This is a genomic window from Streptomyces hyderabadensis, assembly GCF_020404845.1.
Classification (GTDB): domain Bacteria; phylum Actinomycetota; class Actinomycetes; order Streptomycetales; family Streptomycetaceae; genus Streptomyces; species Streptomyces hyderabadensis.
The window spans coordinates 120,352-134,588 of the sequence record NZ_JAIOJZ010000012.1; the positions used below are offsets into that span (position 1 = coordinate 120,352).

At 75.7% G+C, this 14,237-nt stretch carries 12 protein-coding genes; 4 read left to right on the top strand and 8 right to left on the bottom strand.

Annotated elements, in window-relative coordinates; translation table 11 throughout:
- Positions 1 to 12: 12 nt before the first annotated feature.
- Entirely contained in the window at positions 13 to 1,500 is a 1,488-nt protein-coding gene (proP, locus tag K7854_RS12195) for a glycine betaine/L-proline transporter ProP (RefSeq protein WP_226026494.1), read from the top strand.
- Here proP and K7854_RS12200 read toward each other — a convergent pair.
- A complete protein-coding gene (locus K7854_RS12200; protein ID WP_226026450.1) occupies positions 1,464 to 2,402 on the bottom strand; it encodes a DMT family transporter in 939 nt (312 codons plus the stop codon). The two genes, proP and K7854_RS12200, sit on opposite strands and share 37 nt — an antisense overlap.
- A gap of 215 nt (positions 2,403 to 2,617) precedes the next feature.
- On the opposite strand from K7854_RS12200, the gene K7854_RS12205 reads away from it, so the two are divergent.
- Positions 2,618 to 3,367, top strand: coding sequence for a hypothetical protein (locus K7854_RS12205; RefSeq protein WP_226026451.1), 750 nt, complete (start codon positions 2,618 to 2,620; stop codon positions 3,365 to 3,367).
- Between the two features lie 4 nt (positions 3,368 to 3,371).
- On the opposite strand, the gene K7854_RS12210 is transcribed toward K7854_RS12205, so the two are convergent.
- The 4 genes from K7854_RS12210 to crtI are packed head-to-tail and all read right to left on the bottom strand — an operon-like array spanning position 3,372 to position 7,411.
- On the bottom strand, positions 3,372 to 3,863 hold the full coding sequence (locus K7854_RS12210; protein WP_226026452.1) for an MSMEG_6728 family protein: 492 nt from the start codon (positions 3,861 to 3,863) through the stop codon (positions 3,372 to 3,374).
- A gap of 16 nt (positions 3,864 to 3,879) precedes the next feature.
- Complete coding sequence (locus tag K7854_RS12215; RefSeq protein WP_226026453.1) at positions 3,880 to 4,899, bottom strand: Rieske (2Fe-2S) protein; 1,020 nt, start codon at positions 4,897 to 4,899, stop codon at positions 3,880 to 3,882.
- The gene (locus K7854_RS12220; RefSeq protein WP_226026454.1) at positions 4,896 to 5,897 is read right to left on the bottom strand and encodes a phytoene/squalene synthase family protein; all 1,002 of its coding nucleotides are present in this window, start codon (positions 5,895 to 5,897) and stop codon (positions 4,896 to 4,898) included. Before K7854_RS12220 ends, K7854_RS12215 begins: the two co-directional genes overlap by 4 nt.
- Positions 5,894 to 7,411 (bottom strand): phytoene desaturase family protein, encoded by a 1,518-nt coding sequence (crtI, locus tag K7854_RS12225; RefSeq protein ID WP_226026455.1) that lies wholly within the window; start codon positions 7,409 to 7,411, stop codon positions 5,894 to 5,896. Before crtI ends, K7854_RS12220 begins: the two co-directional genes overlap by 4 nt.
- Positions 7,412 to 7,736: 325 nt before the next feature.
- Between crtI and K7854_RS12230 the strand changes: the two genes are divergently transcribed.
- Entirely contained in the window at positions 7,737 to 8,939 is a 1,203-nt protein-coding gene (locus K7854_RS12230; protein WP_226026456.1) for a lycopene cyclase family protein, read from the top strand.
- A gap of 355 nt (positions 8,940 to 9,294) precedes the next feature.
- Positions 9,295 to 10,869 (top strand): FAD-dependent oxidoreductase, encoded by a 1,575-nt coding sequence (locus K7854_RS12235; protein WP_372481023.1) that lies wholly within the window; start codon positions 9,295 to 9,297, stop codon positions 10,867 to 10,869.
- 35 nt (positions 10,870 to 10,904) lie between these two features.
- Here K7854_RS12235 and K7854_RS12240 read toward each other — a convergent pair whose 3' ends face one another.
- The 3 genes from K7854_RS12240 to K7854_RS12250 form a co-directional block, all read right to left on the bottom strand.
- Positions 10,905 to 11,795 (bottom strand): SDR family oxidoreductase, encoded by an 891-nt coding sequence (locus tag K7854_RS12240; RefSeq protein WP_226026458.1) that lies wholly within the window; start codon positions 11,793 to 11,795, stop codon positions 10,905 to 10,907.
- A gap of 61 nt (positions 11,796 to 11,856) precedes the next feature.
- Positions 11,857 to 13,476, bottom strand: coding sequence for a phytoene desaturase family protein (locus K7854_RS12245; protein ID WP_226026459.1), 1,620 nt, complete (start codon positions 13,474 to 13,476; stop codon positions 11,857 to 11,859).
- Positions 13,469 to 13,975, bottom strand: a complete 507-nt coding sequence (locus K7854_RS12250; protein WP_226026460.1) for an SRPBCC family protein — start codon at positions 13,973 to 13,975, stop codon at positions 13,469 to 13,471. Before K7854_RS12250 ends, K7854_RS12245 begins: the two co-directional genes overlap by 8 nt.
- Positions 13,976 to 14,237 lie beyond the last annotated feature (262 nt).

The following is a 14,237-nucleotide window of genomic DNA, read 5'->3' on the forward strand; positions in this document are numbered from 1 at the left end:
CGCGGGGCGAAGATGCCGAGTACGGTCGCGCACCTGCCCCGGCAGGTGCGCGAGGAGCTGGCCCGCCGGCTCCGCCGCACCAGGCGGGCCTTCGGCGAGGAGGACGTCCAGGTCGTCGAGGCACCGCTGCTCAAGCGCGCGGTCGGGGCCTCGGCGCTCGGGAACTGCATGGAGTGGTTCGACTTCGGCGTCTACAGCTATCTGGCCGCCACCATCGGGAAGGTCTTCTTCCCGGGCGCCTCCCCGGCCGCCCAGGTCATCTCCTCCTTCGCCACCTTCGCCGCGGCCTTCGTCGTACGCCCGCTCGGCGGCCTGGTCTTCGGGCCGCTCGGGGACCGCATCGGACGGCAGAAGGTGCTCGCCACCACCATGATCATGATGGCCCTCGGCACCTTCTCCATCGGTCTGATCCCCAGCTACGCCACCATCGGCATCGCCGCCCCGGTCCTGCTGCTGCTCGCCCGAATGGTCCAGGGCTTCTCCACGGGCGGCGAGTACGGCGGCGCCACCACCTTCGTCGCCGAGTACTCACCCGACCGGCGGCGCGGCTTTCTCTCCAGCTGGCTCGACTTCGGCACCTTCGTCGGCTACGCCCTGGGCTCGGCGCTGGTCACCGTCCTCAACCTGTCGCTGACCGACGCCCAGATGCTCGACTGGGGCTGGCGGCTGCCGTTCCTGATCGCCGGTCCGCTCGGCGTCATCGGCCTGTACATGCGGCTCAAGCTGGAGGAGTCGCCCGCCTTCCAGCAGCAGCTCGACGAGCACGAGAAGGGGCTGGCCCAGGAGTCGGCGGGCAGCGAGTTCAAGACCATCGTGCGCGAGCACTGGCGGCCGCTGCTCGTGTGCATGGGCCTGGTGCTGCTCTACAACGTCACCAACTACATGGTCACCGGCTACCTGCCGACGTACCAGACGGAGACCCTGGACCGCTCCAGCGGCTTCGCGGACGTGCTGGTGCTGATCGGCATGGTGTGGATCGTGCTGCTGATCACCTTCCTCGGCCGGCTCAGCGACCACGTCGGCCGCCGCCCGCTCTACGCCACCGGGGCCGCGGCGATGATCGTCCTCGCCGTCCCGGCGTTCCTTCTGCTGAAGTCGGACGGCGTCTGGGCGCCGGTCGCCGGGGTGCTGCTGCTGTCCACCCTGCTGGCCTGCTTCGCCGCGCCGAGCGCCGCGACCCTGCCGGCGCTGTTCCCGACCGCCGTGCGCTACGCCGCCATGGCCATCGGCTTCAACTTCGCCGTGGCGGCCTTCGGCGGCACCACACCGCTGGTCGCGGAGGCGCTGGTGAGCATCAGCGGCGACGAGCTGATGCCCGCCTACTACCTGATGGTCGCGGGCGCCATCGGCCTGGTGACCGTCCGGTTCCTGCCCGAGAGCGCCCAGGTGCCGCTGCGCGGCTCGCAGCCCATGGTCGGCTCCCGGCAGGAGCAGCGCGAGCTGATCACCACCTCGAAGGACCTCTACAGCTTCTCCAAGGACCGCTCGGGCGCCCTCTGACGCCTCGCCGCGGGCCCCCGTCCGCGGCCGGACGGGAGTACCGCGCCCGATCCCACGGCGACCCCGGCGAAGACCAGGACGCTGCCCACCCCCTGGGCGGCTCCGTAGGAGCCGGTGCCGACGAGCGGTGCCGTGCAGGCGGCGGCGACCGGGATCAGCCCGGAGAACAGGGTGGCGCGCTCGGCCCCGATCCGCTGCATGCCCATGTACCAGCACACGAACCCGACGACGGTGACCACCACCGCCTGCCACAGCAGCGCGCCCGCCTCCACCGCGTCCGGCCGGCGCAGCCACCCGGTCCCGTCGGCCAGGACACCCGCCAGCGCCGACTCGGCCGCCGCGAGGCCGCACACCACGGTGGACAGCAGCCGTGGGCCCAGCGGCCGCAGTACGGGCACGGCCAGCACCGCGAAGCCGACCTCTCCGGCCAGCGCGCACACCGAGAAGGCGAGGCCCGCGCCGTCGGTGCGTCCCCAGCCCTGGACCGTGAAGGCGCCCACGGCCACGAACGACGCCCCGTACAGGACGGCCCGGCGCGGCCGGCGCCCCTCCAGGAGGGGGACGACGACGGCCACCACCACGGGCGCGCAGCCCACCAGGACGCCGGGTACCGCGGGCTCCGCCGTGCGCTCCGCGGCGAGGACGGCGAGGTTGAAGCCGACCATGCCGACGGCCGCGAGCAGGGCGAGGCGCACCCACTGCCCGGCGCCCAGCGCCCGCAGCCGGGCCGTGGCACCAGGCCCGGCCAGCGGGACGAGCAGCAGGAAGGCCAGCCCGTAGCGCAGGAACTGGCCGCCCGCGTACGGGTAGTCGCCGAGCAGGCTGTTGGCGGTGAAGGACCCTCCGACGAGGAGGCAGGCGAGCGCGGCGAGCAGGGCCCCGCGCGTGGTGGCGGCGTTCATGCCGACGACGCTAGGGAGCGTGGCGGTCCGCCACGGGGTCCACTTCGCATGCGCTGTCGGGGACCAATCGGGGAGGAGCGCGCTCACCGGCTCGTCACGACTTCTCCACCACGTGCATGTCACGGGAGATCGGGGTAGTCGAAAGGTCCCGGTGCCAACACATCGGTGAATCAAGGGATTTGACGGCAATGTTCAGACATGCGGAAGGACTTGCAGTGCGCACCAGCACAGTGACCACGGCCGTGGTGACCGCGAGCGTCTCCGTCGCCCTGCTGGCCGGCTGCGGCGGCGATTCGGGTGACGAGGGCAAGCCGTTCGAGGGGCAGAGTGCCGACGACATCGCCGCCAAGGCCGTCGAGGCCACCCGGCAGGCGAAGTCCATGCACGTGAAGGGCGACACCCGGCTGGAGGACGGCAGCACCGTCACCATCGACGTCTCGGTCGACCAGCAGAAGAACTGCCAGGGCACCATCGGCGCCGGCGGGACCCGGGCGGACGTCCGGCACACCGACGCGACCCTCTACCTGCGCGGCGACGAGCAGTACTGGCAGACCGCCCTGGAGCAACAGCCCGGCGCGGCGCGGAAGCTGGCGCCGAAGCTCCAGGACAAGTGGGTGAAGATGCCGGCGAACGACGCCACCACCGCCGGGGTCTGCGACAAGCAGGGCTTCGTCGCCGCCATGGACGAGGACGAGTCCGAGCGCCAGGGCATGAAGCGCGGCTCCACGACGGAGGTGAACGGCGAGGAGGCCCTGAAGCTGACCAAGGACGCCTCCGGCGGCGAGAAGCTCACCCTCTACGTCGCCACGGAGGGCGAGCCGTACATCCTGAAGACCACCACCGAGGGCGGCAAGAACCCCGGCAGCGTCACGTTCAGCGAGTACGGCGAGACGGTGGACCCGGAGCAGCCGCCGGCCGGCGAGACGGTCGACATGAAGGAAATCGCGGGCGGCCAGCAGGCCTGATCGTCTAGGAGCCCGCGCTCCCCGCCGCCCCGCGCTCACGGTCCGAACGCGGCCACACGTAGGGCAGGTCGTCGGGGACACCGGGGAACCGTCCGGCGTACACGTCGGGGTCCTTGCGCACCAGGGCCGAGCGGTGGCTGCGGTGGAAGTCCGCGTCGCCCAGCCAGGGCGGCAGTTCCCCGGCGGCGGCCAGCTCGGGCTGGTCGCGCACCGGTTCGCCCGGACGGACCTCGGCGAGCCCGGCGACGAGTGAGGCCGCGCAGCTGTCCTGGTGGCCCTGCTCGCGCCAGACCCGGCAGACGTCCAGGCCGTAGCGGACCAGTGCCTCCTCGTAGCCCGCCCACATCCGCACCGCCGGGTGGTGCCGCCAGCCGTAGCCGGGGACAGTCAGGCCGCGCAGCACCTGGAGCGCCTCCACCCGCTGTTTGCCCAGCCGGCGCCGGTCCAGGGCGAGCGCCGACTCCCGGAAGCCGGGGTGGGGCAGGAAGGTCTGCATGCCGGTGCCGCTCCGTTCAGCCGGGGAAGAGGCCGCGGGCGCGCAGGTGACCGCGCCGTTCGGCGTAGGCGAGGTCGTCGCGCCACAGCCGGCCGGATGCGGCGCGCAGCAGCGGGCGCAGCACCGGTGCCATGCGGCGGGCCAGCGGGAATCCGGGCCGGTCCGAGGTGGCGAGCACCGCCTCGACGACCGCGGTGCGCGGCCGGCCGCTGCCGTCCGGTCCGAGCGGTGTGGCATGGCTCTCCACGACCGACCCCGTGCCCTCGCCGTCGGTGATGCGCATGACGACGGTGCGGGGCCCGGGCGCGGTGAACTCGGCGCGTACCGGGACGACCAGACGGCCGGTGAGCCGGAAGGACACATCCACGACGTAGCGGTCGCCGCCCCCGTCGTCGCGCGCGGTCCCGGGCGCCTCGACGACGGTGAGGTCCACGAAGGAGTACGGGTGGAACCAGGCTCCGTGCCACGGGTCGAGCCGGTTGGCGACCACGTCCTCGGGCTCGCAGGTCCCGGCCCCGCGCCACACGGACGTCAGGGCGGTCGTCCGGGGCGGCCGGTCGGGCACGAGCGGCGCCGCGGTCGGCGGCTCCTCCCCCACGGTGTCCAGCCGCACCCACACCAGCACACCGTCGTCGTGGACCGGCAGCGGTTCCCAGCCGGCGAACGGGGCGCCGTCCAGGGCGAGTCCGTGCCAACGGCACACGAGCGTGCCGCACCGCACGGGGCTGTCGGCCAGCGGGGCACCGAGGTGGGGGCAGGCGCCGGGGCCGCCCACCAGACGTCCCCGCGCGTCCCGCCAGACGACCACTTCGGCCCCGGCGACGGTGCCGGACAGCGGACGTGCGGGGCGTACGTCCGTGCTCGCGCCGAGGACGTACCAGTTGCCCGAGGGGCGGGCCAGGGCGCGGGCGAGGGCCGCGGCGATGACGGCGGGGCGTGCCTCGCGCCAGGTCGGCCGCTGGTGCCGCCAGGGCACCGGGTGGCGCCGCAGCCGCAGGGGAACGCGTCCCCGGCGCGGGCGGGGGTCCGTGCTCATCGGGGCTCCTTCGCGTCGAGGGTGTCACCGCGGCAGGGCACCGGCGCGGGCGTGGCGGCGCGTCGGGCGGCGCGCCGGGCGGACAGGACCCGTGCCAGCCCGTCGGCCGCGACCGCGGCGCGGCGCCGGCGGGAGACCACCGCGCGCCGGTGCAGCACCGCGTACCCGCCGTCCGCGATGGCGTCGAGGATGTGCCGGTAGAGCAGGTACGCGGTGCGGATGCAGGGCCGGGCCACGGGGTCGAGCATGGCCAGTCCGGGTTCGGCCTCGCGGTAGACGCCGCGGGTGAGGTCCTCGGCGGTCCGCAGTGCGGCGGTGATGCGCGGGTCGTGGCGGCCGGTGCGCCTGCTCCACAGCAGCAGGTCCCGGTGGACGCCGTGCGCGGCCAGCAGGTCGGCGGGGAGGTAGACCCGGCCGCGGTCCAGGTCCTCGCCGACGTCCCGCAGGAAGTTGGTCAGCTGGAAGGCGACGCCCAGTGCGGCGGCGTGCGGGGCGGCCAGGGCGCGAGCGGTCACCGTGCCGAGGACGGGCAGCATCTGGAGGCCGATGACGGCGGCCGAGCCGTGCATGTAGGCGCGCAGGTCGGCGTAGCTGGCGTAGTCGGTGACCGTGAGGTCGGCGCGCATGGCGGCCATGAAGTCGGTGAAGTGCGCCGCGTCGATGGCGTACCGGTCGGCGGTGTCGGCCAGGGCGAGCACCACGGGCTCGTCGGCCCCTCCGCCGCCGGTGAGCGCCCGCCGCAGCAGTCGGTCGAGGCGGGTGAGGGCGGCGGCGCGCTCGGCCGGCGTGGCGCCGGCCCCGGTGTCGTCGACGATGTCGTCGGCCCACCGCGCGAACCCGTACAGGGCGTGCACGGCCGGTCTGCGGTCGGCGGGCAGCAGGCGGGTGGCCAGGAAGTAGGTGCGTCCGTGCCGGGCGTTGAGGAGCCGGCACCGGGTGTAGGCGGCCCGCAGGCGCGGATCGGTGATGCCGGCGGCGTCGAGTTCGCGCCCGGTCATCGGTGCCCGCCCCCGGCCGCCGCGGGGCGGGCCCGCGGTCCGGCGATGCGGGCGGCGGCCAGTTTCCCGGAGAGCAGCACGGTCGGGACGCCGACGCCGGGGGTGGTCCCGCAGCCCGCGAGGACGGCGTTGTCGGTGCCGCGCACCAGGTTGCGGGGGCGGAAGGGCCCGGTCTGGGCGAAGGTGTGGGCGACCGAGAACGGGGTGCCCGCGGCATGCCCCTGTGCCGTCCAGTCGGCCGGTGTCACCAGGCACTCCGCCTCGACCGATGCGGCGATGCCGGTCAGCCCCCGGCGTTCCAGGGTGGCGAGCAGGCGGTCCCGGTAGCGGGGTGCGAGGTCGCTCCAGGCGTGGGCGCCGGGGCCGATGTCGGTGTTGGGGCAGGGCGCGAGGACGTAGTGGAGGTGCCGGCCCTCGGGCGCGAGGGTGTGGTCGTGGGCGGTGGGCCGGGTGATGAGCAGGGACGGGTCGGTCATGAGGGTGCCGGTCCTGGTGAGTTCGTCGAAGGTGCGGCGCCAGGCGGCACCGAAGGAGAGCGTGTGGTGGGCGAGGTGCGGCCAGGTACGGGTGGTGCCGGCGTGCAGCACGACGGCGGAGGGCGAGTGCCGCAGGGCGACGGGGCGGCGCGGACGGCGGCCGAGCAGCCGGTGGGCGACGGGCAGTTCGGGGGTGAGGACGACGGCGTCGCACGGGATGCGCTCGTGCCCGGTGACGACCGCGGTGACACGGGCGCCGGACCGCTCCAGACGGGTGACCTCCCGTCCCAGGCGCAGGTCGGCCCCGGCGTCGACGGCGGCGTCGGCCATGGCGCGGGGCAGGGCGTGCATGCCGCCGCGCGGGAAGTACACACCGGCGACGGTGTCCATGTAGGCGATGACGGCGTAGGCGGCGAGCGCGCGGGCCGGGGCGACCCCGGCGTAGAGGGCCTGGAAGGAGAAGACCCGCTGGAGCCGTTGGTCCGTCAGGAACCGTCCGATGCGCGGCTCCAGCCGGGCGAAGCCGCCGAGGGCGGCGAGCCGGGCCAGGTCGGGGGTGAGCAGGCCGAGCGGCGAGTCGAAGTTGGCGTCGATGAACCGGCGCAGCTGCACGGCGTACAGCCGGCCGAGCCAGTCCCGCAGCCGCCGGTACCCGGCCGCCTCCCGGGCTCCGGCGAACCGTTCCACCTCGGCTTCCATCGCCTCGGCGTCCGTGTGCACGTCCAGGGCGGTGCCGTCGGCGAAGCAGGCCCGGTAGGCGGGGTGCAGCGGCAGCAGGTCGACGCGGTCGCGCAGCCGCTCGCCGACGGCCGCGAAGGCCTCGTCGGCCAGGTCCGGCATGGTCAGCACGGTCGGACCGGTGTCGAGGTGGTAGCCGCCGAGTTCGCGCCGCCCGGCCCGGCCGCCGGGCCGCGGTTCGCGCTCCACGACGGTGACCCGCCGTCCCGCGCCCAGCAGGTGCAGGGTGGCGGACAGCCCGGCCAGTCCGGCGCCGACGACCACGACGTGGTCGGTGCGACCGGGCACCGTCCGGGTCACCGGGGCCCCCGGACCGCGGGCGGTGTGTCCGGCCGGTGGTTGCCGTGCTCGACCGTGCTGGGGCGCATCGCGGGTCCTCTCGTCTGGTCGGCGACATGCCTTCCCCTTTCGCTTCCGGCCCGACGCCGGCGGGACCGGTTCCGGTCCCGCAGTCACCCGCCCGGCGGTATCGCGTCCGTGGGCGGGTACCGGTGCCGCGCCGTCCCGCGCGCCGTACGTCCGCGGACGGCCCCGGGCGGAATACTCCGCCGAACCGGGGCGAACCGGAGGAAAACCGATTGAGCCGGGCTGACCGGGCGGGCGGATCGGCGGGAAGGAGGCGGGCGTGCTCGACGCGGACATCGTGGTCGTCGGTGCCGGGGCGGCCGGTCTCTGCCTGGCGCACCGGCTCCCGGCCCGGGAGTCGCCCGGTGCGGTGTCCTCCGTCGTGCTGGTCGACCCGCCGCCGGGGCCGCTGCGGCCGCCGCGTCGCACCTGGTGCTTCTGGGAGGCCGGGGCCGGCCGCTTCGACCGGGCGGCGACGGCGTCGTGGGAGTGGCTGCGGCTGCACGGCCGGGACGGGAGGGTCGTCCGGCGGCACATCGCCCCCGCCCGTTACAAGATGATCCGCTCGGACGACTTCGAGGCGCTGGTGGAGCGGGACCTGAAGGACCGTCCGGGGCTGCGGCGCGTCCAGGCCACCGTCGGCGCCGTGACCGGTCTGCCGGACGCCACGGTGCGGGTGGCGGCGACGGACGCCGCGGGGGCGCCGCTCGACCTGCGCGCCCGCTGGGTCTTCGACTCCCGTCCGCCCACCCGGTTGCCGGCCGCCCGCACACGTCTGCTCCAGCACTTCCGCGGCTGGTTCGTCCGCACCGAACGGCCGGTCTTCGACCCGGAGGCGGTCGACCTGATGGACTTCCGCACCGTGCAGCCGGCGCGGGGCCTGTCGTTCGGATACGTGCTGCCGACCGGACGGCACACCGCGCTGGTCGAGTACACCGAGTTCGGCCCGGCACCCCTGACGACCGAGGCGTACGACGAGGCGCTGGAGGACTACACGCGTCGTGTCCTGCGCACGGGGGCCCTCGAGGTCCTGGCGACGGAGCAGGGGGTCATCCCGATGACCGACGCGGTCTTCGAGCGGCGGGCCGGGGGCTGCGACCGGGTCTTCCGGATCGGCGTCGCGGGCGGCGCGACCCGGGCGTCCACCGGATACGCGTTCGCCGCCGTGCAGCGGCAGTCCGAGGCCGTGGCCCGTGCGGTACGCGCGGGCCACCGACCCGAGCCCCCGCCCCCGCACCCGGCGCGGGCCCGGCTGATGGACGCGGTGCTGCTGCGCGCGCTGGACACCGGCCGGGTCGACGGCCCCGACCTCTTCTTCCGGCTGTTCGACCGGGTGCCCGCCGACCGGCTGCTGCGCTTCCTGGACGGCCGGTCGCGGCTGTACGAGGACCTCGCGGTCGGCCTGCGCGTCCCCGTCCTGCCCATGGTGCGCACGGCGGCCGAACTGCCGTGGCTGCGGCGCCACCACCTGCCGGCCCCCTGACCGCCGACCACCCGGAGCCCCCGATGCCCTCGCCACCCGCCACCCCGCCGCCCGCCGTCCGCGCCCTGGGGACGGACCGCCCGGGCGGCCGGACAGGCCTCCCGGTCAACGGCGACGCCGGGTCCCGCGCCCCGCTCCCGACGCGCGACAGGGGCCCGTCAGTCCGAGCCCGGACGCCTGGGGAGTCGCCCGTCGGCGCGACGATGCCCGCCACGAGACCGGCCGCCACCCCCGGCACGGACCGCGCCGTCCACCCACCCGCCCCGGAACCGCGCACCCACTCCTGCCTCCGCCGCGCCGCCGGCCGAGCAGACCTCCCGGACAGCGGCGGAGCCGGGGCGCGCACCGGTGGTGGGTGGTGATCCGGCGCGGCGGGGGCGGGCCGGGGAGCGAGGACCGGCTGCCGGGAAGGGACCGGCGGGCGCGGGTGCTGCGTCCGGCCGCGGGGCGGGAACGGGTCGTGGGCGATCCGCCGTCGGTGGCGGTGGTCGGCGGCGGCATCGCGGGCCTCGCGGCGGCGACCGCCCTGGCGGAACGCGGCGTGCGCGTCGTGCTGCACGAGCGCGAGCCCGTGCTCGGCGGCCGGGTCGGGGGCCGGACGATCGCCCTGCCGGACGGCACGCCGGCCACGATGAGCCGGGGCTTCCACGCCTTCTTCCGTCAGTACTACAACCTGCGGAGCCTGCTGCGCCGTTGCGACCCCGGCCTCGGCATGCTGACCGGACTGCCCGACTACCCGCTGCGGCACAGCAGCGGGCTGTGCGACAGCTTCCGGCGTGTTCCGCGCACTCCCCCGTTCAGTGCCCTGGCCTTCGTCGCGCTGAGCCCCAGCTTCGGGCTGCGGGACCTGGCGGCCCTGCGGCCCTCGGCCGCGCTGCCGCTCCTCGACGTCCGTACCGGCCCCGTCCACGAGCGCCTGGACCACGTCAGCGCCCACGACTTCCTCGACTCCCTGCGCTTTCCCGCGGCCGCGCGGCACCTGGCCTTCGAGGTGTTCTCCCGGAGCTTCTTCGCGGACCCGCGCGAGCTGTCCGCCGCGGAGATGGCGCTGATGTTCCACATCTACTTCCTCGGCTCCAGCGAGGGGCTGCTGTTCGACGTGCCGCGCGAGCCGTTTCCGCGGGCGCTGTGGGATCCCCTCGCCGCGCACCTGGCACGGCACGGGGCCGAGCTGCGCACGAGCACCTCCGTCGAGGCGGTCCGGCCCGGGCCGTCCGGCTCCCACCTGGTCGTCGACGCCGCCGGGGCCCGGTCGTACGACGCCGTGGTGCTCGCCCTGGACGTCGCCGGGCTGCAGGGCCTCGTGCGGCGGTCGCCGGAGCTGGGCGACCCCGCCTGGCGGGCACGGGTGGCACGGCTGCGGAACGCTCCGCCGTTCCTGGTCTCCCGGCTGTGGCTGGACCGCCCGGTCGCCTCCGGCCGGCCGGGGTTCCTCGGCACCAGCGGGTACGGGTCGCTGGACAACGTCAGCGTGCTGTCCCACTGGGAGGGCGAGGCGGCCCGCTGGGCGGCGCGCACCGGCGGCAGCGTCGTCGAACTGCACGCGTACGCCGTGCCGTCGGGGGCCGTGCGGGAGGTCGAGGAGAAGCGGCTCGTCGACCAGTTGCACCGCGTGTATCCGGAGACCCGCCGGGCCCGGGTGGTCGCGGCCCGGCACGAGTGGCGGGCGGACTGCCCGCTGTTCACCGTCGGCGGCTACCGCGACCGGCCCACGGTCCGCACCCCGGACCCGGGCGTCGTCGTCGCCGGGGACCTGGTCCGTACGGATCTGCCGGTGGCGCTGATGGAGCGCGCCGCGACCTCCGGGTTCCTCGCGGCGGGCGCCCTGCTGGAGCGGTGGGGCGTGCGGGGCGAGACGCTGTGGACGGTGCCGGACCGGGGCCGGTCCGCGCCGCTGCGCGCCTTGGCGCGGCGGTTCGGGGCCCGCTGACAGGGGCCGCACCGACCGGTGGCCGGCCCGGCGTGCTACTCCCCCGTGCCGCTGCGCGGGTCCGCCGCGTGGTCGGCCAGCCCGCCCGCGCCCAGCGGACCGGTGGGGCCGAGGGCCTCCTCGGCCTCCATCCGGGGCAGCTCGCGGCGGGACAGCCGCAGCACCACGGGCGGCAGGGCCGCGCGCGCCGGCTGGACCAGCCGCAGCCAGCCCGGCACGTACACCGCGGTACGGCGGCGCTCCACGGCGCGGACCAGCCGGGCGGCGACGTCCTCCGCCGGGAAGGTGCGGCGGGCCGGGGGCGGCATGTGGGCGCGCAGTTCGCGCAGCACCGGGTAGCGGTCGGCGTCGCGGATCATGTCGGTGTCGATCCAGTTGAGGTAGGCGATGCCCACGGCGACGCCGCGGTGGGCCACTTCGGCGCGCAGCGAGTGGGCGAAGGCCTCCGCGCCCGCCTTGGCGGCGCAGTAGGCGCTCATCATCGGGGCGGCGCCGAGCGAGGCGAGCGAGGCGATCTGGAGGTGGTAGCCCGCGGTGCCGAGCAGGTCCGGCAGGAAGGCGCGGGCCGTGTGGGCGCTGCCGGTCAGGTTCACGTCGACGGTCCGGCGCCACTCGGCGGGGTCCGAAGCGGCGAACGGTCCGCCGTGCGCGACACCGGCGTTCGCGACCACGACCGACGGCCGTCCGAGCCGCCGGCGCGTCTCGGCGGCCGCCTCGGCCAGTGCGGCGGGGTCGGTGACGTCGGTCTCGACGGCGAGCGCCGGGGTCGGCAGCTGCGCCGCCAGGGCGTCCAGTCGCGGCTTCTCCAGGCCGAGCAGCGCTAGCCGGGCCCCGCGTCTCGCGCACGCCCGGGCCAGGGCGGCGCCGAGTCCGCGCGCGGCGCCGGTCACCACGACCGTGCGGTTCTGCAGGGGGCTGTCGGTCATGGGGCGGCCCTTTCCTCGGGTTCCGTCGTTGCCCCGGGCTTTCGTAGGGCTTCGCGGGCCTTCACCGCCGGTCACCGGTCCGGTCCCGCCGGGTCAGGACCCGCTGCGCCCGGGCGAGGCCCGCGAACCGGTGCCGGCGCAGTGCGGCGCGCGCGGCGTTGGCGCCCGGAGCGCCGTGCACCCCGCCGCCCGGGTGGGCGCCCGCGGAGGCGAGGTAGAGGCCGGTCACCGGCGTCTCCGGCCGCCCGGTGCCGGGCACGGGCCGGAAGACGAGCTGCTGGTGCATGGCGGTGGTGCCGCCGTTGATGGCGCCGCCCTCCAGGTTGGCGTCCATGGCCTGGAGCGTCGGCGGGGCGAGCACGCGGCGGGCCCGGACCAGCGTGCGGAAACCCGGTGCGAAGCGCTCCACCTGGCGCTCGACCCGGTCGGCCATCAGTTCCCGGTCCCGGGCGTCCCAGCTGCCGGTGATGCCCTCGTCGCCCGCGTCGGCGCGGACGTCGTGGGGGACGTGGGTGTAGGCCCAGGCGGACTCCGTGCCGCGCGGGGAGCGGGTCGGGTCGGTGGTGGTCATCTGGCCGAACAGCGCGAAGGGGCGGTCGGGGACCTGCCGCATGGCGATCTGGGCGGCGAACCGGGTCAGTTCGTCGAGACCGTCGGACAGGTGCACGGTGCCGGCCCGGGCCGCGTCCGCGCACTGCCAGGGCACGGGCCCGTCCAGCGCCCAGTCCACCTTGAAGGTGGCGAAGTCCCACTGGAAGCGCCGCAGGTCGGCGAGGACCTGGTCCGGCAGGTCGGCCGGGGCGACGAGCTCGCCGTACAGGGCGGGGACGGAGACGTCCGCGAGGACGGCGCGGCGGGCGGTGACCGTCTCGCCGTCGGCGGTGCGCACGCCCACGGCGCGCCGGTCGCGGACCAGGACCCGTTCGACGCGCCGCCCGCAGTGCAGGGTGCCGCCCCGGGCGCGGAGCCGGCGGACCAGGGCTTCGGTGAGGGCGCCGGAACCGCCGACCGGCACGGGGAAGCCGTAGGTCTGCCCGAGCATCGACATCAGCCAGCCGAAGCCGCCGCTGCCGGCCGCCTCGGGGGCGAGGTCGGCGTGCAGGGCGTTGCCGGCCAGGAGCAGTCTGCCGCCCTCGCCGCGGAACTCCTCCTCGCCCATCCGGCGCACCGGCAGGACCAGGGTGCGGGCGAGCCGGAGCCCGCCCGCGCCGCGCAGTCGCAGGGCCAGCCGGGCACCGGCCCGCACCGGCGGGAAGGGCGTGAACAGGGCGTCCAGGATGTCGGCCCGGTAGCGGTCCCACACCTCGTGCAGCCGCTCCCAGGCGGCGCCGTCCCCCGGGGCGAAGGCGTCCAGGGAGGCCGCGGTGACGGCGAGGTCGCGGTCGAGGACGGCGCAGCTCCCGTCGGTCAGGGGGTGGGCCAGTACGTGGGGCGCGTGCGCCCAGCGCAGCCCGTGCTCCTCCAGCCGCAGCCCGCTCAGTACGGGGGAGGCGGCGGCGAGCGGGTAGAAGGAGCTGAACAGGTCGTTGACGAAGCCGGGGGCGACCTCTTTGTCGTGCCGCACCGCGCCGCCCGGCTCGGGCTGCTCCTCCAGGACCGCCACGCTCCAGCCGGCGTCGGCCAGCAGGTTCGCCGCCACCAGGCCGTTGGGGCCCGCGCCGACCACGACGGCGTCAGGCACGGCCGGTTCCCGGACGGTACTCGACGGTCCCCACCGCGTCGGGCGGGTCGGGACGGCACCCGTCACCGGCCCGGGACTCGCACAGTCTCGCGAGCCTGGCGAGCATGGCCCGGTGGCGCACCTGGATCAGCGCCTCGACGCCGACGTTGTGCAGCAGGCCGCCGGGACCGCGCAGGGGGTGTTCGTCCACGATCACCAGGCACTGCTCGCCCCAGGGCCGCAGTTCGACGGCGATCCGGGCGGTGCCGAGCCTGCCCGCCTTCGCCTCCAGCTCCAGCTCGGAGCCAGGTACGCAGCGTCTGACCACCGACTCGTTGTTGAGCCGCAGCGGCCCGAGCCGCACCTCGTACGCGATCGTCGCGCCCACCTGGGGCCACTGCCCGTCCCTGGGGGTGACTGCCGAGGGCCCCACGACCCACTGCACATACAGATCGCCGTCCGCGAGGACGTCCCAGACCGCCTCCGGGGTCGCCTGGATGAGCCTGTGCCGAACCGCCACGCGTGCCTCCCACGTCCGGTGGCCGTCGTACGGCCGTCATTTGCGAGGACGCAGCCTGAGTGCCCCGGACGCGGACGGCCAACCAGAAGGGCGGGGCGCCGGGGCGCGGAGCGGCGCGGAAGGGAAAGGCCGTGCATTGGCATGGACCTGATGACGGGTCGCTGGCTAAGCTCGGAGCGACCCGATGAGAGCGCTCTCAAACCGCGGTTGTTCCATGCCATCTGTTCCACCCCCACCTTGCTGGAACGACGAAGGGCAACTC